Source organism: Acinetobacter sp. Q85-2, assembly GCF_013420555.1.
GTDB classification, from domain to species: domain Bacteria; phylum Pseudomonadota; class Gammaproteobacteria; order Pseudomonadales; family Moraxellaceae; genus Acinetobacter; species Acinetobacter indicus.
In genome coordinates this window covers 1-21,548 of the sequence record NZ_VOXW01000002.1, presented here as the reverse complement: position 1 = coordinate 21,548, position 21,548 = coordinate 1, and the positions used below count along the sequence as shown (strand labels likewise).

The following is a 21,548-nucleotide window of genomic DNA, read 5'->3' as shown; positions in this document are numbered from 1 at the left end:
GCTTTTTTATACGACTGAATTAAGCTTCAGGCGCTGGGCTGTACTGTTCAACCAAAGGCTGTAACTCACCTTTTTGGAACATATCCAGCATAATATCGCTACCGCCAATTAACTCGCCATTGATCCACAATTGCGGGAAAGTTGGCCAGTTGGCAATTTTCGGCAAAGTTGCACGAATATCCTGGTTTTCAAGAATATTCACATAGGCAAATGGACGACCAATTTGACTGAGCGCTTCTACTGCACGAGCTGAGAAACCACATTGTGGGAATTGCGGTGTGCCTTTCATGTAAAGAAGAACTGCATGTTTAGCAATTTGGTCACGAATTAACGCTTCGGTATCGCGTGCTTGTTCAGTCATTGATAAATCCTCAACTAATCTGTTTTGCATTATACCGAAAACACAGCAAAACAGTATGCTTAAAGCAATATTTCCATTTTTATTTACATTTACACTTTCAATCGGGGGCAGATTTTGCTTATATAAGTTTTTTCCTTTCTTTCTTACAGATAAGAGTTAGTCATGAACAACGTTACCCTTGCCCCTGTGCAAACTGATCAACCGTCTCATTTGATGCCCGTCTTCGGCCGTCAGCCGATCAGCTTTGTCCGCGGCCGAGGCGCTTATCTGTACACTGAAGATGGCACCGAATATCTGGATGCCCTGACCGGTATTGCAGTCTGTGGTTTAGGTCATGCTCATCCGGAAATTGCTGCTGCCATCGCGGATCAGGCCGCGACCCTGATTCATACCAGCAACCTGTTTGAAGTGCCTTGGCAAACTGCCGCTGCACAAAAACTGGCAGAAGTCGCTGGTATGGAAGAAGTCTTCTTCTCTAACAGTGGTGCAGAATCGAATGAAGGTGCCATTAAAATTGCACGTAAATTTGGTTATTTACAAGGCATTGCCAATCCGAAAATTATTGTCGCCGATCAGTCGTTCCACGGCCGTACCCTGGCAACCCTATCTGCCACCGGCAATAAAAAAGTCCAGGAAGGTTTTGCACCGCTGGTAGAAGGTTTTATCCGTGTACCGTTTGGTGATGTTGAAGCCATTGAAGAAGCCGCCATTCAGTATCCGGACATCGTCGCGATTCTGGTTGAGCCAATTCAGGGCGAAGGCGGTGTTAATACCGCGCCTCAAGGCTTTAGCTACCTAGAAGATATCCGCCGCATCTGTAACCAGCACAACTGGCTGATGATGCTGGATGAAGTGCAAACTGGTAACGGCCGTACCGGTAAATATTTTGCCTATCAGCACACCAATATTGTGCCAGATGTCTTAACCACTGCCAAAGGCCTGGGCAATGGCTTCCCGATTGGTGCAGTGATGACCCAAGGTCGCGGTGTGGGTGTACTCACGGCCGGTAACCATGGTTCAACCTACAGTGGTACTGCCCTGGGGTCACGTGTGGTCTACACCGTGATTGATATTATCCAGAAAGAAAATCTGGTCGAGAATGCCGCAAAAATGGGTAGCTATATTGTTGAGCAGCTACGCAACCAGCTGGCTGACCAAAATGTCAGCGTGCGTGGTTTTGGCCTGATGATCGGGATTGAATTACCTAAAGCCTGCGCAGAACTGGTGGATATTGCCCGTGATGAATACAAACTGATTGTCAATGTGACCGCCGGCTCCGTGGTGCGTTTACTGCCAACCTTGAACATTAGCCAGGAACAGGCCGATCAGCTGGTTGAACGTCTGGTGAAAATGATCAAAACGTTCCTGGCTTAAGCCGCGTGTTGATCTCAACAGATCTCAATCTGCATAAAAAAGCCGCATGATGCGGCTTTTTTAATTTCTGAATTGTTATATTTTATGAGGCTTCCTGGTAAATTCTGCCGCCAGGTAACTGACAAAAATACTGTTTTAAAGCATCCAGACAACGATGCACTTTCATTGGCTGCTGCTCACGTTTTGGCGTAATCGCATACAATGTAAAGGTCGGCAATTTCCATTCAGGTAATACTTCGACCAAAGAACCGTTAATTAAATCTTTTTGTACATCTAGATATAAAAGTCTCGCGATTCCGTGCCCTTGTAAACATAATGATTTGGCAATCAGAACATTATTTGTGGTGAGGCGAGAGCTCATGTCCAGTCCGACCACTTCACCCGTACTGGCGTGATGAAATGAAAAACTGGCATAATTTTTCATCAAATTTACTGGAATCAGGTCATGATTTTTTAAATCTTCAGGACGTGACACCGGTGTGGTCTGGTTCAGATAACTTGGTGATGCCACCAGAACCTGCTCAACGCGCGCCAGTGGCACTACATTCAGCTGACTATCTTCAATTTTTGAACTCATGCGCAAAGCAATATCAATCCGACCTTCAATCAGGTCAATAAACTGATTGTCCGCTTCGACATGTATGGCCAAGCCACGATGGGCTGACATCCAGTGCGACAATGCCGGAATGACATGATTCGCACCCAGTTCCGGGGTGGTTGCGATACGCAAATCACCTACCAGGTCATCGCGTAATTCATTAATGCGTATTTTACCACGCTCCGCAGCGGCGAGCATTTCCTGACAGCTGTGGAAAAAAGCTTGTCCAGCTTCAGTCAAACTCAGTTTTCGGGTGGAACGGTGTAACAGCGTTACTTCCATTTCATTTTCCAAAGAACGAATTTGCTGACTTACAGCACTTGTGGTGATACCGAGTTCACGCGCAGCGCCACTAAACGAGCTTTTTTCAACAACACAAGCAAATACACCCATTGCTCGAAGTTGATCTAACATAAATTTCCCTCTGAACTTATGAGATGCTCCTACCTTTGATAAAAGCAACTCATTGTATTATACGGTGAAATTTACGTTTTGCACTTAAAAAAATTAATTTATTGGTAAAACATTAGTCGGGTTGATCGGCTTGCCATCAAGGCGGACCTGGAATTCCAGCATGGTGCGGGTGGTGCCCGATGAGCCCATTTCGGCAATTTTCTGCCCTGCTGCTACATTTTGTCCACTATTCACGTTAAGTTTACTGTTATGTGCATAAGCCGTAATGTAGCCATTAATATGCTTAATTAACACCAGGTTACCGTATTCTTTCAGGCCATCTGCGGCATACACCACCTGCCCGTCTGCAGCTGCAAAGACCGGATCACCAACATTGCCGCCATAACGAATCCCTTTCACATTCGACGCTAAATTGAAGTTTTCAATTACTGCACCATTGGATGGTTTCACCCAGCGTAAAGAACCTACGGTAGAACTCACTGTCGGCGCCGGAGTAGTGGTTCGTGGTGTGGTTGTGGTCGTCGTGGTTACCGGTGCGGTCGGTGCTGGCGTAGTTTTTGGAATAGCAATGGTCTGACGCTGGATTGGTGCTGGCTGCGTTACCGGACGCGTCGTGGTGGTACGCGGTGCACTGCCACTTTTCAGACGAATCGACTGGCCCACATAAATCCGGTATGGCGCGGCAATATCGTTCATTTCCGCAATACTGAGATAACTTAAACCATAACGTGCTGCAATGCCGCTTAAAGTATCACCTGAGCGTACGGTATAGAAATTTGGCGCAGCCGCATAACGTGCAGAATTATGTACTTGAGGTTTAGACGCACAGCCACTGATGATGAGCGTAGAAATAACGGCTGTAGATACAAATAAAGTTTTCAACAATGTTGTCGGTGCTGCAAATAAACGACCGTGTGACACCAAAGGCATTAATCTTCCTCTCTACATCTTAAATGTAATTATTGAACTGCGCTAAGATTAACAAAAAAGCACCGAAAAAGAGTTTCAGACGGTACTTTTTCACAAAGTTATAACATTCTTTACAGGGCTGGACTCAAGCTGTCATGCAGATGCCCCAGAATATCGTAATTGGTCGCATCCATCTGAATTGGGGTGATGCTGACATAGCCATTGGCCACAGCAAAGAAATCCGACTGGATTTCACCCACATCTTTACGCGGGTCTGCAACGGCTTCTCCGGCCAGTCCAATCCAGTACACCTGGCGACCGCGCGGATCGACATGGCTGGTAATCGGTTTAGATTGACTGCGACGGCCCTGATAGGTAATTTTTGCGCCTTTTAATTCCGCCACATCTGGAATATTAATATTCAAAATGTGGCGTGGCGGCAAGGTTGGCAAGCCGTTGGCAATAAAATCATGCACCCACTGCGCGGCAACTGCATAATCGGCCGGATGCTGATAAGCTCGGACATTAGGGCCAGCCAGTGATACAGCTATGGCCGGCTGCGTCATTAAACGCCCTTCAAAAGCAGCACCAACGGTACCTGAATACAGTACATCATCACCCAGATTGGCGCCGCTGTTAATCCCGCTCACCACCAGATCAAATTCAAAATCAAACAGGCCATTCATAGATAAATAGACACAGTCTGCCGGAGTGCCATTCACCGCCCAGATATCTTCAGCAATCGGAATTGGACGTAAAGGACGATCTAAGGTCAAGGCACTGGAAAACCCGCTACGCTCACTTTCTGGCGCGACAATTACCACACGGCCCAAAGGTTTTAATGCGTGTGCAAGCGCCTGGATCCCTGGCGCAAAAACGCCATCATCATTGGCAATTAAGATATTCACAAATTTACTCTTCAAATTAAATAAATGACCGGTCAGCACATTTCATTGAAATATAATGAGAAGTATATATATTTAGTGTCGAACTTCCATCAATAAAAAGTGTGTATAACATGATTCGTCGCTTATCTGTACGTCGTTTACTGGGGCTTGGTTTTGCGGTAATTCTCTCTCAAGCGGTCAATGCTGAAGGCTTGACGGTAGAAGAAGCCAATACCATTGTGAAAGAAGACATTGCTGCCGCTCAGGTGATGGCTGAGGTTTGTCCGGCCATTATTGGCAAAAACGCCAAACTGGATAACAATATTCAGGCTTTAATTGAAACTTACCTGGCAGACTTAAAAGGTCAGACTTTAAGCTACAGCGCACTGCAGGCTGATGCTGAATATAAGAATATTCTGATTGAAGCACGTGATGCTGCTAAAGAAACCACGGCAGATGAACAGAGAACTGTTTGTCAGGATGCTGCTGTAATCGAACTTTAGGTTTGTACTGACGCACCATCTTCACATCAAGAGTAATCAGCATAGGTTGATTGCTCTTTTTTATTGCATTTCTGATTTGGCTTTTTAATTTTGGTTGTGTGTCAGCCTGCTCAGATACACTTCTTTTCTTTTCATTCTGTCAAAAATCATTAAGCTTATGGGCATGTGGTATTTTTAAGTTTTAGGTCTATTTTTTTATGTACACTTCCCAATTAAAAACGAAATCTTTGCAACTTCTGGCTGGTATCGCCATTACTTTGGGTTTGGGGCAAACCGCACTGGCACAGAATGAAAATATTGAAGTCACACCACTTCAAAAAGTCACCCAGCAGGAACTGGCAGCCATTTATGTATTATCTGAAGTGTGCCCAGCGTTAATTCAGGACAAAGACCAGACTAAATTTAATCAGGGCTATGCCAAACTGGCCAAAGAATATATGCCGGCAGAAAAAGATCCGGTTGCAGCTTTACAAGCCCTAAGCAAGCAAAAAAGTTTTAAGCCGATGCTGGTTGAAGCACAGGCCGATGCCAAAAAAGCGGGAAGCCAGAAAAATAAGGCCATTTGCCAGGAATTGACCGCGTACAGCAAATAAAACTATTTGGTTACAATACTTTTTCCGATAAGCCGATTTCTCCCATAGAAGTCGACTTTGCTTTATCCTAAAATGCTAGGCTCTTCGTGCTTACATCAAGATATAGGAACCCACTAGAAATGACCCAAAAAACTGCCCTTGCTGCATTATTATTAGTTCCTAGTTTTAGCTTTGCAGCAACTGTCCTATCTGCACCACCAGAATTGAATAATAAATCCTACGTGCTAATGGACTACGAGACAGGGCAACTTCTCGCTTCAAAAAATGAAAATGAAAAATTAGCCCCTGCTTCAATGACCAAGATGATGACCAGCTACATCATCGAACAAAAACTATTGAGCGGTGAACTCACTGAAGATGAACAAGTGCGCATGAACGAGTCAGCATGGTGTCGCGGCAGTAGCGCGGAATCATGTATGTATGTTCCGCTGAATGGCACTGCAACTGTACTTGAAATGCTGCGTGGAATTATTGTTCAGTCGGGTAATGATGCCTCTAAAGCCATGGCGGAACACATTGCCGGCAATGAAGGCACCTTCGCACACATGATGAACGAAGAAGCCAAAAAAATTGGCATGACCAATACCCAGTTTATTAACTCGACCGGTATGCCAGCAGACGGCCATTATTCAACAGCCAAAGATATGGCAACCTTGGCCCAGCACATCATTAAAGACAGTTCTAAATATTATCCGATTTATTCAGAAAAAGAATTTACCTTTAATGGCATCCGTCAAGGCAACCGTAATGCCCTGCTCTATACAGACCCAAGTGTTGATGGTTTAAAAACCGGTCATACCAATGAAGCCGGCTACTGTTTAACGACTTCTGCAAAACGTGGCCCAACGCGTCTGATTTCTGTGATTTTTGGTGCGCCAACCATGCAGGAACGTGCGACACAAACACGTGAATTGCTGGCTTGGGGTTATGCCAACTTTGAAACCAAAAATGTACAGCCTGCAAATCAGGTCCTGGCCAAGTCTAAAGTCTGGTTCGGTCAGTCGGATGAAGTACAAATTGGTCTGGCTGAAAACTTTAATGTGACCATGCCTAAAGGCAAAGCCAATGAAATTAAAACGCAATTGGTGGTTCAGCCGAAATTGACTGCGCCGCTACAAAAAGGCCAGGTCATTGGTAAATATGTCGCAAGCTTAGATGGTAAAGTAATTGCTGAAAAACCACTGGTGGCTTTAAACGCAGTTGAAGAAGCTGGCTTCTTCTCGCGCCTCATTGACCATATCAAGCAGTTCTTTAGCAACCTGTTCTAAGTTTAAAGCACGACTTTAGACTTAAGTGAAGGCACTCATTCAGCGAATGGGTGCTTTTTCTTTTATACTATTGTCTTGATCATTCCACTTTTACGAGCAGATCACTATGAGTCAGAACATTCGTCCTTATTTAGATACCCATCCACAGATTGATGATTCCTGTTATATCGACCCGATGGGCGTGGTCATTGGTGATGTGGTTCTCGGCGAAAATGTCTCGGTTTGGCCGTTTGCCGTAATTCGCGGGGATGTGAATTCTATTCGTATTGGTAAAAACTCCAATGTGCAAGATCATTCAATGTTGCATGTCAGCCATAAAAAAGCCGACAAGCCAAATGGTTCACCTTTGATTATTGGTGAAGATGTGACGATTGGTCATCATGTGAAGTTGCATGGTTGTACTATTGGGAACCGCGTTTTGGTGGGTATTGGCACGATTATTTTGGATGACGTTGTTGTTGAAGATGATGTGATGATTGGTGCAGACTCACTTGTTCCACCAAACAAAGTTTTGGAAAGTGGCTATTTGTATATGGGTAGTCCTGTTAAAAAAGTACGTCCGCTAACCGATAAAGAAAAAGCCTTTTTGCCCTATTCAGCGCAGAATTATGTAAAGGTTTCGGGGAATTATAAGTAAAATTGGATTTCGCATAAGAGATTTTATGTTAAATAAAAGCTAAGAATTTATTTAAAAGAGTCCAGCATTTGAAAGGAATTCTGAAAAAAATATATTTAATTATTTACTAAGCTTTTGATAAATAAATATATTTTTTATAAAACTATTTTTGGTCTACTGGTGATATATTCCAAGCCATTAGAAGTCGCCATATATTTGCGTCAATCTCTTGAACGTTATCAAAATGCTTTTGATCTACAATCCAATTAACTTTTACTCCTCCAAGAATAAACTCTTGAGAGCGCACGAATAATTGAAAATTATGGTCTGGTGAGACATAAAACTGAAACCCTGAACTCAAAGCATTCATTGAATGCCCGAAACACATTTTTCCTTTTGAACCATTATTAAACTGATAACAATCCACACCATTTTGAGTTTGCTTTGAGTCAATATTTAAGTTTTTCATTATTTCTGAATCAAAAAATTGCTTTGTATTCCTTTCTGTAGAGCCTCCTAATGTACTTACAAATACTTTGACTTGATCATAATGATCTAAAGTATAATTCCCATGAATACTGTTGTCCGTTGCCTGTACAGTTGAACCATTTAATATCAAATTAAATTCAAGGCCTCCCCCCATATCTATCATTGTCCAAGGCGTTTCTTTTGCTTCCGACTCGCTCAACGATGGATACTTTTTAGGTTGATAGTCAATAGGGAATTGACCAAGATAATGCTCAAGGTGCGGTCGATAAAACTCTCGCTCACACTTCGTACAATGTGTGTCAGGTATATGTTTTCGTCTTTGTCCAAGCTCAGCTTTGATGATGAGCTGATCTGTAAATTTCCATGTCACAATCTCTCCTTCTTTCGGGATATGTACTTTTTCTTTTGGCATACAACCTCCTAAAAGCACCATAGCCATTAGCACCATTCCTTTTTGAAAATAATTCATTACAAACTCTTAATATTTATAAAATATATAATTTAAAAACAGTTAATGACTTAGCTTTTAGCAAAGCTAAAATTAACATAGTACTAATTCCCCCAAATCATTTAAATAATAAAAAACCCCGGCATCCTGCCGGGGTTTTTCGTATTGGTTCGCTCGGTATAACTCCTGTCGTACCTTACTTTCCTTGTGCCTATCTCTTGTTATTCTTCTCTGGAACTTCCTGTTCTCCATGTCTTCATCATAGGAAATTGAAGCCAGGTCGTATAGGCGAAAAGGACCGGAATTGCTGTGAGCATATACGTACAAGAGTGGCTAAAAACTGCTCCAGCTTTTACCAAACTAGAAGAGTCATTCCTTAGTCATGACTAATATTTCGCATAACAGCCATTATGTTAAATAAGTAAAATTTAGTTATTTTTTTGAGATGATGGAGCTGAGTTCCATGTGTCTAATAAGCGCCATATTGCATTATCAATATCTTGCCATTTCTCCCAATTGTTTAAATTAGTTTCCCATTGAACCCATATATCCCCATACTTATTTGATTCATAGTTATTTCCTATTATTTCAATTGATTCTCCATTTTCTGGTCTTCTTCCTCTTGTATTAACTTTAAGAAAGACACCAGAAACATTTGGAATATTCGAATCTGCATAACAAAATAGATATTCATCAGAAAAAATCCTCCGATAACATTCCAAGCCGAATTTTTTAAATTTCGAATCCATCTTGACATATTCCGGAGTAATATTATTAAGAATTACTTTTTTTGTATCAGTATTATTTTCCCTCATCTCTAAACCTAAACCTTTTATTCGTACTCGTACCTGATCTTTATGATCAGGTGCAAAACCATCCGTAGCTTCTATTTTTTCCCTATTGAAAGTTAAATAAAATTCTAATTGTCGATTAGAGTCAGGCATTGGTAAAGTATTTGCTTCCTCTTGAGTTATAGCGGGAAATTTTTCAGGAATATAGTCAATTGGAAACTGCCCTAAATAATGTTCACGTTCAGGGCGATAAAATTCATTATCAAATTGGTCAGGAATATGTTTTCTACGTGGACCAAGCTTTGCTTTTACTATCAAATTTGGATTCTGCTTCCATGTCACTATTTCCCCTTCTTTAGGAATATCTTTTGAAATATCTTTTGATGTACATCCAATAAGTAACAGGACATACGAGGAAATAATCCAATATCTTTTTATTAGCATTATTTATCTCTTATAAATTTATGATTTCAGCAAAATCAGAATAGTTAAATTTCCCTAAAATTAACATAATACAGGTTATACGAAATTATTTTTACTTCTCTTTTTAAATCAGCATATTAGCTCATACTAAGAAGTCAAAATCACCTGATTTGGACTTCTTTATGGATTTCTCATGTTCCACGCTCATTATTAAGTCCTTGTTTCACACAATTTTTTACTCAAACTCAAAAATCATCTTCTCCAAAGAAATCCCCTTCCCTCATAGCCACATCCCCCTAAATTTTGTAGAATATGCGTTTTACCCCATGGTGCTTTTTTATGACCGCTTGGACTGCGCATGTGACTGTTGCCACCGTTGTTGAAAAAGACGGTAAATTTCTGTTCGTAGAAGAACAGACTGAAGGCGTTACACATACCGTCTTTAACCAGCCTGCAGGTCATGTAGAAGCCGGTGAAACCATTATTGAAGCAGCGGTTCGCGAAACCCTGGAAGAAACTGGATACGATGTACGTATTCAGGCTTTACTGGGCATTTATACCTATACCCCACCCATGTTTCCAGATCGTACCTATTACCGTTTCTGCTTTCTGGCCGAAGCCATTCACCATCATGCAGATGCACAGCTAGACACTGGTATTGTCCGTGCCGTCTGGATGAGCCCGGATGAACTGCTTGAATCGGCCCGCGCCCGCAGTCCTTTGGTGATTAAAGCCGTACAGGATGCTCAGACCGGACAAAAATATCCTTTATCGCTCATTTACGAGCACCAAAATTCTCCCTTAATTCATAGTGTGGATGCCTAATCCTATGCAACAACGTGTCATCGTCGGTATGTCAGGTGGTGTAGATTCTTCTGTTTCTGCAGCACTCCTCCTTCAACAAGGTTATCAGGTTGAAGGATTGTTCATGAAAAACTGGGAGGAAGATGATGGCACGGAATACTGTACAGCCATGGAAGATCTGGCCGATGCCCAGGCCGTATGCGATAAAATTGGCATCAAACTGCACACCGCCAACTTTGCCATGGAATACTGGGATCGGGTTTTCGAGCACTTCTTGGCAGAATACGCCGCTGGCCGTACCCCTAACCCGGACATTCTGTGCAATAAAGAAATCAAATTCCGTGCGTTTTTAGATCATGCCATTAACCTGGGTGCTGACTTTATTGCAACGGGTCACTACTGCCGTCGTGGTGAAACCATGACCAACTCTAAAGGTGATCAATATGCACCTTTATTGCGTGGTGTCGACAACAACAAAGATCAGACTTACTTCCTGCACGCGGTGCATGGTCGTGAAATTAACAAGACCCTGTTCCCTGTCGGTGAAATTGAAAAGCCACAAGTACGTAAAATTGCAGAAGAATTGGGCTTGGCGACTGCAAAGAAAAAAGACTCCACCGGTATCTGTTTTATTGGTGAACGCCGCTTTAATGACTTCTTAAAACAATATTTACCCGCACAACCCGGAAAAATCGTGCTGGAAGATGGCAAAGAGGTTGGTGAACATCACGGCTTAATGTACTATACGCTCGGTCAACGCGGTGGTATTGGTATTGGCGGCATGAAAGGTGCAGCTGAAGGTGCGTGGTTTGTACTGCATAAAGATGTAGCCGGCAATCGTCTGGTGGTTGGTCAAGGTCATGATCATCCACTGATGCAAAGCACGATTCTGTGGAGCGAATCCATTGATTGGGTCGCAGGTGAACAGGATATTCCTGACACCGGTTTCCGCTGCACGGCAAAAACCCGCTATCGCCAACCTGACCAAGACTGCGTATTATTTAAAGATCCAGAAACACCAAATGGTGTACGTGTTGAATTTGATCAGCCACAACGTGCAGTAACACCAGGTCAAAGCGTGGTGTTCTACGCAGGTGAAGTGTGCTTAGGGGGTGGCGTGATCCATCATACCAATGCCCCTCACCCGGATTTTGTTTAAAGGATTGTTTCGGCATGACAGAGTTACCGTTTCAACAGCCTCGAACTCTGAATGTTCGCCAGAATCGTGCTTTGGCCCTCGCTGCTGTGTTTCAGGCCACGCAGCTGACCCATATGACCGCACTGACTGGCCGACAAAGTATTGGCGATAGCGGTAACTTTTATCTGGAGCGCCTGATTCAGGCCAGCCTGAATATCCGTCCAAGTAATAACCAGAGTGGCCAAACCTTAGACTTTTTTAGTCAGCTGGCCGATATCTCCCTTGGTTTAAAAACCCTCGAAAATAGCATTACCCATCCGTTTACCACCTCACCCAAATCCAGATTACCGAAAATGTCCAATGCCAAGTTGCCGATGTCCTATGCCATGGCGCTGCTGCAACTGGAAAAGAAAGTCTATAGTAATCCGCAATTTATTGAAATTATTGAGCAATCCCAGCAAAAAATCTTAAAACAGCTGTCCTTTTTTGATAATAACTATTTACATCCAAGTATTCTCGCCAATCTTGCCCAAACCTATGTTGATACTGCTGGACAGATTAATCCGCGGATTATGGTGCGTGGCAATGCCGAGGCCTTTAAAGATTCTGCCCATACCAACCGTATTCGTGCCTCGCTATTTACCGGCCTGCAAATGGCACATTTGTGGCGTCAACTCGGTGGCAGCTCATGGGCGATGATTTTTAGCAAACGCAAACTGCTTCAAGATATTCAGGATCTTGCCCGTTTACAGTATCAGGTGGTCTGATCTGTACGGACATTTGTTTTAGGTTTAGTTCCAAAGTTTAAGGAATCGTTATGAACGCTTTAACTGCACTTTCTCCATTAGATGGACGTTATGCGAGCAAATGTGATGCTCTTCGTCCTTTCCTTTCTGAGTTTGGTTTAATCCATGCTCGTGTGACTGTTGAAGTGCGTTGGTTACAAGCGCTTGCGAACCGTCCGGAAATTACTGAAGTCCCAGCTTTTTCTGCAGAAACCAATGCGGCCTTAGATGCGATTGTGGCAAATTTCTCTGAAGAAGATGCGAACCGCATTAAAGAGATTGAACGTACCACTAACCACGACGTTAAAGCGGTTGAATATTTCCTGAAAGAAAAAATCGCCAACATCGACGAGCTGAAAAATGCCGGTGAATTCATTCACTTTGCCTGTACTTCTGAAGACATCAACAACCTGTCACACGCGTTAATGCTGAAAAACGGCCGTGATGTACTGGTTGCATCTATGCAGCAAATCATTGACTCAATTGTCGCGTTGGCTGAAAAACATGCTGATCAACCGATGTTATCTCGTACTCATGGTCAAACAGCAAGCCCAACCACTTTGGGTAAAGAAATGGCTAACGTAGCGTACCGTTTAGCGCGTCAAATCAAGCAATTCAACAATGTTGAACTGCTGGGTAAAATCAACGGTGCAGTGGGTAACTACAATGCTCACCTGTCTGCGTATCCAGACATCAACTGGCCTGCACATTCACAAGCATTTGTTGAATCTTTAGGTTTAACTTTCAATCCGTACACCACGCAAATTGAACCGCATGACTATATGGCGGAACTGTTTGATGCGCTGCGTCGTTTCAACACCATCTTAATCGACTTTAATCGTGACGTTTGGGGTTATATCTCGCTGGGCTTCTTCAAACAAAAACTGAAAGAAGGCGAAGTCGGTTCTTCAACCATGCCGCACAAAGTCAACCCGATTGACTTCGAAAACTCTGAAGGTAACCTGGGTATTGCCAATGCTGTTCTTGCGCACCTGGGTGAGAAACTGCCAATTTCTCGCTGGCAGCGTGACTTAACCGACTCTACTGTACTTCGTAACATGGGTGTTGGTTTTGCACAGAGCTTGATCGCATTTGAAGCCTGCTTAAAAGGTATTGGTAAACTAGAACTGAATGCTGACCGTATTCTGGAAGATCTGGACAATGCACAAGAAGTATTGGCTGAACCGATTCAAACGGTTATGCGTCGTTACAACGTTGAAAAACCATACGAAAAATTAAAAGCGCTGACTCGTGGTCAAGCGATGACTCGCGACATGATGGTGAGCTTCGTCAACGGTAACGAACTCGAAGCTGTTCCGGCTGCGGATCGTGCACGTTTAGCTGAAATGACCCCTGCGTCTTACACCGGTAATGCCGCTGAACAGGCAAAACAAATTAAAGATTTGATTGCTAAAATCTAATGAAATGATTTGAGTTTTTCACAACATCTTCTTTCTTCCTCTGGAAGCAACATAAAGAGGGTGTAATTTTGAAAAACTCAGCATCAAAAAGCGAAGCTCCGGTTTCGCTTTTTTATTATGATAATTACAAATCCCAATCCTATAACCAGAATGATCGACTACCAATTACAAGCCAAACATTGGCTGATGCTGGTCCTGTTAGGCCTGACCATGCTGCTTGCCAGTATCAACCCGATGGAATTTTCAGCCTATGTGCTACATCAGGTTGGAACGATCCTCATGCTAATTGTGCTGCTATTGCTCTTCAAAAAAGTCGGTTTAAGCTTTTCGAGTTTTGTTTTCTATCTCACCTTTCTGTTGATTCATATTTTAGGCGCGCATTATCTCTATTCTTATGTGCCCTATAACGACTGGCTGCTGCAATACTTCGGCTTTGATTTAAATCAGTGGCTGGGCTGGGAACGCAATATGTATGATCGCTTTGTGCATTTTGCCTATGGCGTGCTGCTCTACCCGCTGTTTTTCCGCTTACATCGGCTCTGCTTTCCAAAAGCCAAAGACTTGGTGATTTTTCTGCTGGTCGTGCAATGGGTCATGAGCAGCAGTTTGATTTACGAATGGCTGGAATGGTTACTCGCCATCCTCCTCTCTCCAGAAGCGGCTGAAAATTATAACGGTCAGCAAGGTGATGTCTGGGATGCGCATAAAGATATGCTCCTGGCTACGCTCGGCGCAATTCTGGCAGGAAGCTGGAGCTTATACAAAGACAGAAAAAAAGCACTCGATTGAGTGCTTTTTCATGTTTCATGAGCAAAATTGGATTAGAGCTTAGGATCGCGCATTTGCACCAGATTGGCACTGGCTTTGCTTAAAGTATCCATCATCTTGTTAATGACCGCAGGCACCAGAGAATCGGCCACCTGTGCGGCTTGTAGGCCGAGTTTTTCACCCAAGGTTGGCTTGCGACGGGTTTCAATGACATAAACATCATGCTGTGGCAATAACCCTAACAGGTATTCATCTGAGGTTTGCAGTTTATCGACCAGGTTCAGATCGGAAGCATCCTGACCATACCAGTGTTCACCTGTAGCGACTTTTTCAACATTGAGCTGCGGACGGTACTTTTCAACAAAGTGCTTGAACAGGCTGTGAGTTTGTTGCAACTCTTCTTCAAACTTGGCCTTGCCTTCTTCGGTATTTTCACCAAACATGGTCACGGTGCGTTTGTATTGACCAGCCGTATACAGTTCAAAATCTATATTGTGCTGTTTCAGCAGGCGGTTAAAGTTTGGCACCTGTGCCACTACGCCAATTGAACCCACAATAGCAAACGGTGCAGAGATAATTTCATTGGCGATACAAGCCATCATATAGCCACCGCTGGCTGCGACCTTATCAACACAGATGGTCAGATGAAAACCAGCATCACGCAGACGTACCAGTTGTGCAGCGGCTAAACCATAACCATGTACCATCCCGCCCGGACTTTCCAGACGCACCACCACGCGGTCACGTCCAGCTTTGGCGGTGGCCAGAATTAAGGTAATTTCTTCACGCAGATTCTCTACCGCAGAGGCGGCCATATCCCCTTTAAAATCGAGTACGTAAATTTTCTGGTTATTCTTTTTACGCAGGCGTGCTTCTTTGGACAATTGCTGGCTAAATTGCAACAGCTCCAGTTTGGAGGCCGTAGTCTGCGCTATTTTTTTTCGTTGTTCGTTAATACGCGCATTTAAATGACGGATACGAATTTCGGCAGGTAGTTTTGGGGAATGAAATAACATATAAAAATCTGTTCTCAATTTTATTTTGGCTCAACTTTAGATGAGGGCGGATATTGAGAATTCAATATTAGCGCATTTATTTGCTTAATTTAATCTACTTCCGTGTTAACCGTAGTGTCATTTTTGCAACAACTAAAAAATACAGCCCTGTTGAACAGGACGGGATTTTTAAAAGCTGGGAAAGCTCAACATTAAAACCACCAACTGGATAGCAGATGGAATGATCTGCTCCGGATTCAGCCCTTCAAACTGAAATCTATTTTGAGCTTTGTTTTAAGCGTGTTGATAGATGGATAATCCACCAGATCCGCTATGACCCTCCCCCTACCCCTCAACCAGAGCCATAAAAAAACCGCAAATATTGATTTGCGGTTTTTTGATATACAGCGGTTGGCAATTAACCAAAACGACCTGTAATGTACGCTTCCGTTAATTGATGGTCTGGTTGAGTAAAGACTTTTTCAGTCGAGTTCACTTCAATCAGATCACCCAGGTGGAAGTATGCGGTACGGTCTGATACACGCGCTGCCTGTTGCATCGAGTGCGTAACAATCGCAATGGTGTACTGGGTAGACAGCTCAGAAATCAGTTCTTCAACTTTTGCAGTTGCAATCGGGTCCAGTGCGGAACATGGTTCATCCATCAGAATGACTTCTGGTGAAACCGCAATGGTACGCGCGATACATAAACGTTGCTGCTGACCACCTGACAGACCAGTACCTGGCTGGCTTAAACGGTCTTTGACTTCATCCCACAGACCCGCTTTACGCAGGCTGTTTTCAACAATTTCTTCAAGATCGTATTTGTCACGCGCCAAACCGTGCAGTTTCGGGCCGTAAGCCACGTTTTCAAAAATTGATTTCGGGAACGGGTTTGGCTTTTGGAACACCATACCCACCTGAGCACGTAGCAACACCACGTCCAGGTTCGGATCATAAATATCCTGATTATCCAGCATGACTTTACCGGTAACGCGGCATGAATCAATGGTGTCATTCATCCGGTTTAAGGTACGAAGGAAAGTCGATTTACCACAACCTGATGGACCAATGAAGGCAATCACTTCATTTTCATAAATATTCAGGTCAATGCCTTTAATCGCTTCAGATTCACCATAGTACACATGAACATCGGAGGTGCTGAGTTTGACATTGTTCGATTTGGCTTCTTTTTTGCTCGCCGCCTGGGTATCAAACTGAGACACAAACGAAGTTGCAGGCTGTTTGTGTTCTTCACCTTCGGTTGACGTAAATTGTGTTTGCTCTGGATTCACTGCTTTATCCTGTTCTAAGGAATTCGGTTTGTCTGTGCTTAATACAGTAGTCATATTTTGCCCTCAATTACCAACGTACTTCAAATTTCTTACGTAACCAGATCGCCAGACTGTTCAGGCCGATCATGAGTGCAAGAAGTACGATAATGGCGGCAGCGGTACGTCCTTCAAAGAAGTTACGCAATTCATTGCCCTGCCATAGGAAAATTTGTACCGGTAATGCGGTAGATTGATCAAATGGAGATGCCGGTACGCTCGCAACGAAGGCACTCATACCAATTAATAGAAGTGGTGCGGTTTCACCCAATGCTTGTGCAACACCAATAATCGCACCGGTTAAAATCCCTGGTAATGCCAGTGGCAATACATGATGGAATACGGTTTGTAGACGTGATGCACCCAAGCCCAATGCAGCCTGACGAATAGATGGCGGCACCGCTTTTAGTGAAGCACGTGTGGTAATAATTACGGTCGGTAAAGTCATTAAACTTAGAACCAGACCACCCACCAGTGGCGCAGATAACGGTAAATGCATCCAGCCAATGAAGATGGCAGCGCCCAACAGACCAAATACAATCGATGGAACTGCGGCCAGGTTGTTAATGTTCACTTCAATAATATCAGTAATGACATTTTTTGGTGCAAATTCTTCCAGATAAATTGCAGATGCCACACCAATTGGAATCGAGATAAAGATCACGATCAGCATCATGAATAATGAACCCATGAAGGCACCAGCCAAACCAGAAGTTGCAGGCGAACTACGCGAGTCCGGGCTGACAAAGATGTTGGTATTGAAAGTATTTTCTATAATACCTTGGGCTTTCAGATCATCTGCCAGCTGACGGATTTCCGGGCTTAGCTGCTGCTGTTCTGCCGGCAGGTCACGGTCAATATTGCCCGCAAGCCATACATCTACATTGGCATCGGCCAGAATTTTCACTTCTTTGGTTTGACCAATCAGTGATGGATCTGCCAGTACCATATCACGTAAGCGATAGACTTCAGAACTGGTGTACATGTAGCCTAAATCATCACGCTTGGCTTCAAGCGCCGCATCTTTAGCGACGATACCGTTAACGATAAGTGCATCCCAATCAACCATCCCCATTTCAGTCTGCCAGGCAATCATACGGTCATTAAATTGTGCCGGAGATTCACCTGCCTGCTGTTTTGGCTGGGCGCCCACATTAATAATGCTTGGGTCAAAGTAGACTGGTACTGCCATACTGCTTTGCCAGAATGCCGGTAAACCTTTGGCCAGAATACTGCCGAACAGTAACACGACAAAGAATAAACCTGCCAGTACCGAGGCCAGACCAAACATGCGGAAAATGCTTTCTTTACGATGGCGTTTTGCTAACGAGCTTTCAATTTTCTGTTTACGTTGTGCGCGTAATTCAGCGGCCGCCCGTGGATCAAGCGGTTGTTGATCCATTGAAGTAGTATTTGAAGTACTCATTAGTCGTATTGCTCACGATATTTACGCACGATGTAAAGTGCCACAATGTTCAAACACAGGGTAATAACAAACAGGGTTAAACCTAATGCGAACGCCACCAATGCCTGCGGACTTGCGAAGTCGGTATCACCGGTTAACTGGTTAACAATCGTCATGGTCACGGTTGCAACTGCTTCTAGCGGGTTGGCATGTAGTAACGGACTGTTACCTGCGGCCAGGACCACAATCATGGTTTCACCAATTGCACGAGATGCAGCCAGCAAGAAGGCGCCGATAATCCCTGGCAAGGCAGCCGGCATCACCACTTTACGAATGGTTTCCGACTTAGTCGCACCCAGACCCAACGAACCATCACGTAGAGCACGTGGTACCTGGGTAATGATGTCATCAGATAAAGACGATACAAATGGAATGATCATAATGCCCATGACCAGACCTGCAGTTAATGCACTAGTGGCATTGATATCAATACCCAGCAGTGCACCGGCACTTTTCAGGAATGGACCAATAATCATTAAGGCAAATACACCATATACAATGGTCGGAATACCGGCCAACACTTCAATGGTTGGTTTTGCCCAAGAACGGAATTTCGGAGATGCATACTCTGCCAGGTAAATGGCAATCATCAGACCAATAGGTACTGCAACCAGCAATGCAATCGCACTGACCAGCAAGGTTCCCCATAACAGCGGTAACAGGCCATATTCACCATCGGCACTACCAGTGGTACTAAAACCTGGGTTCCACTGGGTACCAAAGAAGAAGTCCATTGGGCTGACGAAGCTAAAGAAGCGCATGGCTTCCCCGAACATCGACATCACGATACCAACGGTGGTCAGAATGGCCACACCAGAACAGAGGGCTAAAGAAATGTTAATGATCTTTTCAACCTGGTTACGGGCACGGTACTGTTGAGAGACACGTTTTTTCGCCCATAGCAAACCAATTAACGCTGCACAAATCACAACGGCCAGTTTGATATAAGAACCAATGGTTTCAAATTTTGCTAATTGTTCAGCAGCTGCCAGTTCATAGGCGGCTGGTGTATCAGTGACACCAAAGCCAGAAGCCAGTGCTTGCACACGGTCTACCAGAACGCTGGTGCTGGCTGCATTCAGGTTGGCAGCAACATCTGCCGGTACATGACTCAGTACTACCTGTTCCAAAATGGTTGGTTCAACCAGATTCCAAACAATCAAAATTAAAAAAGCAGGGATCGCACACCACAACGCCACCAACGCACCATAATAACCAGGGCGTGAGTGCAACATTGCAGAATTATTTCCCTTACCTGCTAGGTTACGGCTTTTGCTTAACCCGATTTGATAGGCTATGGCAATAATTGCCAGTAACACACCTATGAGTAGCAGATTCATGTATTCTCCACCGTTTTTTCAATTTTCATTATTTGAAAAAACATTTCTCTTCGCAAAAAGCTGATGGCAGGAAACCCTGCCATCAGCTGTTTTAACCACAATTATTTAACAGCTTTACCTGCTTTGAAGTTCGCCAGGATTTGCGCACGTTCTTTGTCAGATAAAGAGATCAGACCTGCTTTGTCTAACTTAGAACCTTTACCAGATACTTTCTTGCTTAAGAAGAATTCTGTGTACTGTTGTAGGCCTTTGATTGATTTAAGGTGCTCACCTTTCACGTAGAAGAACAATGGACGTGAAACAGGGTAAGAACCGTTCAGGATTGTTTGCTCAGATGGCGCAACATTGTTTACAGTTGCAACACGTAGCTTGTCACGGTTTTGGTCATAGAAACCTAGACCGAATACACCCACTGCACTTGGAGAAGTTCTTAAACGTGCCAGTGTTTCAGTGTAGTCACCAGCGATTTCAATCACACGGCCATCTTTACGGAAAGTTGTACATGCTTTTTTCTTCGCATCTTTGTCTAATGCTTTGATTGCTGCATAAGCTTCACAACCTGCATCAACCATTTTCTCCTGGAACACTTCACGTGTACCGTGGTTAGATGCTGGAATTACCAGAGTAATTGGTTCGTTTGGAAGTGATTTGTCAATCTGGTTCCAACGTGTATATGGGTTAGCAACCATTTTACCTTTCGATGGAAGCTCAGCAGCCAAAGCAGCAAATACATGGTAAGGTTTTAATTTATAAGCAGCTTTGTTTGAGTTTGACGCGAATACGATACCGTCATAACCAATTTTAACTTCTAAGATCTGGTTCACGCCTGCTTTTTTACATGCAGCGATTTCTGAATCTTTAATTTGACGAGATGAGTTTGCGATATCAATTGTGTTATCGCCCACACCGTTACAGAATTGTTTCAAACCACCTGAAGAACCGCCAGAACCAACAACAGGCGCTTTGAATTGTGGGAATGTGTTACCGAACTCTTCTGCTACAATACTTGCATATGGCAATACTGTAGAAGAACCAGCGATTTGGATGGTGTCACGAGCTGCGTTCGCAGTTGTTGCTACAGCTGCCCCAGATAGTGCTAATGCAAGTGCGATATTGGTAAAGCGCATTCTGTTCTCTCTCAATTTATGCAAATTCGGAGTACGCCACTTTTTATTAAGTTTTGTACTTATTTCGTTATGTGCATTGTGAGTTTAAAATATGACAATAAAGTTACACCTTTATGACACTTTAATGATGTTTTATTTTGCAGCTTGTTTTTATAGTTTCTAGAAGCCTGCTTTATATCAAAATATTAATTTAAGATAATGATTTTAATAACATTTCACTACCTTATTAAAATTTCGAAAGATGTCTAAAAAAATATGAAAGCGCTGTAAAAATATGACAAAATGCCAATCCAGCACCGGTTCACTTTCTTACAATTGTCATAATTCTCTCTGGTTGATGACAATCACCCGATATTCTATAAAAAGCGAAATTGATTGTTTTTCTTAAACTTAATATATTCATCTGTTGCCTGAAACACACGCTCTCAGCCAATTGATCACTTCACTGTACTCAGCCACTTTATTCACTTCTATCCCCTTCTTTTGGCCCGTTTGGCTTGTTAACAGATACATGACATTCATCTTCATTTTTTTCAATTCAATGACCCGAGATAAAAAAAGAGGCCTTGTAGGCCACTGCTGTCCCATAGTTTGCTTTAAATAAAAAAACCTGAGTCCTAACAGTTAAAATATGAGTGCAAACAAACACTTTAACGACCAGGATTCAGGTTTTGTCACATCAGAATACCGTATTTCATGAG

21 protein-coding genes are annotated in these 21,548 nt (G+C 43.3%); 10 read left to right on the top strand and 11 right to left on the bottom strand.

Features of this window, described 5'->3' with window-relative positions:
* Positions 1-19: 19 nt before the first annotated feature.
* On the bottom strand, positions 20-361 hold the full coding sequence (grxD, locus tag FTT68_RS01500; RefSeq protein WP_005176812.1) for a Grx4 family monothiol glutaredoxin: 342 nt from the start codon (positions 359-361) through the stop codon (positions 20-22).
* A gap of 162 nt (positions 362-523) precedes the next feature.
* Here grxD and FTT68_RS01495 point away from each other — a divergent pair, with 162 nt between their 5' ends.
* A complete protein-coding gene (locus FTT68_RS01495; RefSeq protein ID WP_005176809.1) occupies positions 524-1,735 on the top strand; it encodes an aspartate aminotransferase family protein in 1,212 nt (403 codons plus the stop codon).
* 82 nt (positions 1,736-1,817) lie between these two features.
* Here the strand turns inward: FTT68_RS01495 and FTT68_RS01490 are convergent, their stop codons facing one another.
* From FTT68_RS01490 to surE, 3 genes are all read right to left on the bottom strand, one after another.
* Positions 1,818-2,747 (bottom strand): LysR family transcriptional regulator, encoded by a 930-nt coding sequence (locus tag FTT68_RS01490; protein ID WP_005176807.1) that lies wholly within the window; start codon positions 2,745-2,747, stop codon positions 1,818-1,820.
* Between the two features lie 93 nt (positions 2,748-2,840).
* Positions 2,841-3,677, bottom strand: a complete 837-nt coding sequence (locus FTT68_RS01485) for a peptidoglycan DD-metalloendopeptidase family protein (protein WP_016658404.1) — start codon at positions 3,675-3,677, stop codon at positions 2,841-2,843.
* 110 nt (positions 3,678-3,787) lie between these two features.
* Positions 3,788-4,564: a 5'/3'-nucleotidase SurE gene (gene surE, locus FTT68_RS01480; protein WP_075174788.1), complete on the bottom strand. Its 777-nt coding sequence runs from the start codon at positions 4,562-4,564 to the stop codon at positions 3,788-3,790.
* Between the two features lie 110 nt (positions 4,565-4,674).
* On the opposite strand from surE, the gene FTT68_RS01475 reads away from it, so the two are divergent.
* From FTT68_RS01475 to FTT68_RS01460, 4 genes are all read left to right on the top strand, one after another.
* Entirely contained in the window at positions 4,675-5,046 is a 372-nt protein-coding gene (locus FTT68_RS01475) for an MCR_0457 family protein (protein ID WP_180175124.1), read from the top strand.
* 197 nt (positions 5,047-5,243) lie between these two features.
* Positions 5,244-5,639 carry an MCR_0457 family protein gene (locus FTT68_RS01470; RefSeq protein WP_016658407.1) on the top strand — a complete coding sequence of 132 codons (396 nt, stop codon included), beginning with the start codon at positions 5,244-5,246 and terminating at the stop codon, positions 5,637-5,639.
* A gap of 119 nt (positions 5,640-5,758) precedes the next feature.
* Positions 5,759-6,907 carry a D-alanyl-D-alanine carboxypeptidase PBP5/6 gene (gene dacC / locus FTT68_RS01465; protein WP_160241460.1) on the top strand — a complete coding sequence of 383 codons (1,149 nt, stop codon included), beginning with the start codon at positions 5,759-5,761 and terminating at the stop codon, positions 6,905-6,907.
* Between the two features lie 106 nt (positions 6,908-7,013).
* Positions 7,014-7,544, top strand: coding sequence for a gamma carbonic anhydrase family protein (locus FTT68_RS01460; RefSeq protein WP_168383966.1), 531 nt, complete (start codon positions 7,014-7,016; stop codon positions 7,542-7,544).
* A gap of 142 nt (positions 7,545-7,686) precedes the next feature.
* On the opposite strand, the gene FTT68_RS01455 is transcribed toward FTT68_RS01460, so the two are convergent.
* Together FTT68_RS01455 and FTT68_RS01450 are read right to left on the bottom strand one after the other, a co-directional pair.
* Positions 7,687-8,481, bottom strand: coding sequence for a hypothetical protein (locus FTT68_RS01455; protein ID WP_168383967.1), 795 nt, complete (start codon positions 8,479-8,481; stop codon positions 7,687-7,689).
* Positions 8,482-8,888: 407 nt separating this feature from the next.
* Positions 8,889-9,695 carry a hypothetical protein gene (locus FTT68_RS01450; RefSeq protein ID WP_228278815.1) on the bottom strand — a complete coding sequence of 269 codons (807 nt, stop codon included), beginning with the start codon at positions 9,693-9,695 and terminating at the stop codon, positions 8,889-8,891.
* 318 nt (positions 9,696-10,013) lie between these two features.
* On the opposite strand from FTT68_RS01450, the gene FTT68_RS01445 reads away from it, so the two are divergent.
* The 5 genes from FTT68_RS01445 to FTT68_RS01425 all read left to right on the top strand — a co-directional run bounded on the left by FTT68_RS01445 (position 10,014) and on the right by FTT68_RS01425 (position 14,611).
* The gene (locus tag FTT68_RS01445; protein ID WP_005176771.1) at positions 10,014-10,499 is read left to right on the top strand and encodes an NUDIX hydrolase; all 486 of its coding nucleotides are present in this window, start codon (positions 10,014-10,016) and stop codon (positions 10,497-10,499) included.
* A 4-nt stretch (positions 10,500-10,503) separates the two neighbouring features.
* Positions 10,504-11,637, top strand: a complete 1,134-nt coding sequence (mnmA, locus tag FTT68_RS01440; protein ID WP_075166642.1) for a tRNA 2-thiouridine(34) synthase MnmA — start codon at positions 10,504-10,506, stop codon at positions 11,635-11,637.
* Between the two features lie 14 nt (positions 11,638-11,651).
* A complete protein-coding gene (hflD, locus tag FTT68_RS01435) occupies positions 11,652-12,383 on the top strand; it encodes a high frequency lysogenization protein HflD (protein WP_180175123.1) in 732 nt (243 codons plus the stop codon).
* 50 nt (positions 12,384-12,433) lie between these two features.
* Positions 12,434-13,822 carry an adenylosuccinate lyase gene (gene purB, locus FTT68_RS01430; RefSeq protein ID WP_005176761.1) on the top strand — a complete coding sequence of 463 codons (1,389 nt, stop codon included), beginning with the start codon at positions 12,434-12,436 and terminating at the stop codon, positions 13,820-13,822.
* 150 nt (positions 13,823-13,972) lie between these two features.
* Positions 13,973-14,611 carry a DUF2238 domain-containing protein gene (locus FTT68_RS01425; RefSeq protein WP_180175122.1) on the top strand — a complete coding sequence of 213 codons (639 nt, stop codon included), beginning with the start codon at positions 13,973-13,975 and terminating at the stop codon, positions 14,609-14,611.
* A gap of 32 nt (positions 14,612-14,643) precedes the next feature.
* Here the strand turns inward: FTT68_RS01425 and sohB are convergent, their stop codons facing one another.
* The 5 genes from sohB to FTT68_RS01400 form a co-directional block, all read right to left on the bottom strand.
* A complete protein-coding gene (sohB, locus tag FTT68_RS01420) occupies positions 14,644-15,606 on the bottom strand; it encodes a protease SohB (RefSeq protein ID WP_180175121.1) in 963 nt (320 codons plus the stop codon).
* 397 nt (positions 15,607-16,003) lie between these two features.
* Positions 16,004-16,933, bottom strand: a complete 930-nt coding sequence (gene pstB, locus FTT68_RS01415) for a phosphate ABC transporter ATP-binding protein PstB (protein ID WP_005176754.1) — start codon at positions 16,931-16,933, stop codon at positions 16,004-16,006.
* A 13-nt stretch (positions 16,934-16,946) separates the two neighbouring features.
* A complete protein-coding gene (pstA, locus tag FTT68_RS01410; RefSeq protein ID WP_180175120.1) occupies positions 16,947-18,341 on the bottom strand; it encodes a phosphate ABC transporter permease PstA in 1,395 nt (464 codons plus the stop codon).
* Positions 18,341-19,720, bottom strand: coding sequence for a phosphate ABC transporter permease subunit PstC (pstC, locus tag FTT68_RS01405; protein WP_005176748.1), 1,380 nt, complete (start codon positions 19,718-19,720; stop codon positions 18,341-18,343). The genes pstA and pstC overlap by 1 nt, the downstream gene beginning before the upstream one ends.
* Before the next feature lie 101 nt (positions 19,721-19,821).
* Positions 19,822-20,847 carry a substrate-binding domain-containing protein gene (locus FTT68_RS01400; protein WP_005176746.1) on the bottom strand — a complete coding sequence of 342 codons (1,026 nt, stop codon included), beginning with the start codon at positions 20,845-20,847 and terminating at the stop codon, positions 19,822-19,824.
* Positions 20,848-21,548: the final 701 nt, after the last annotated feature.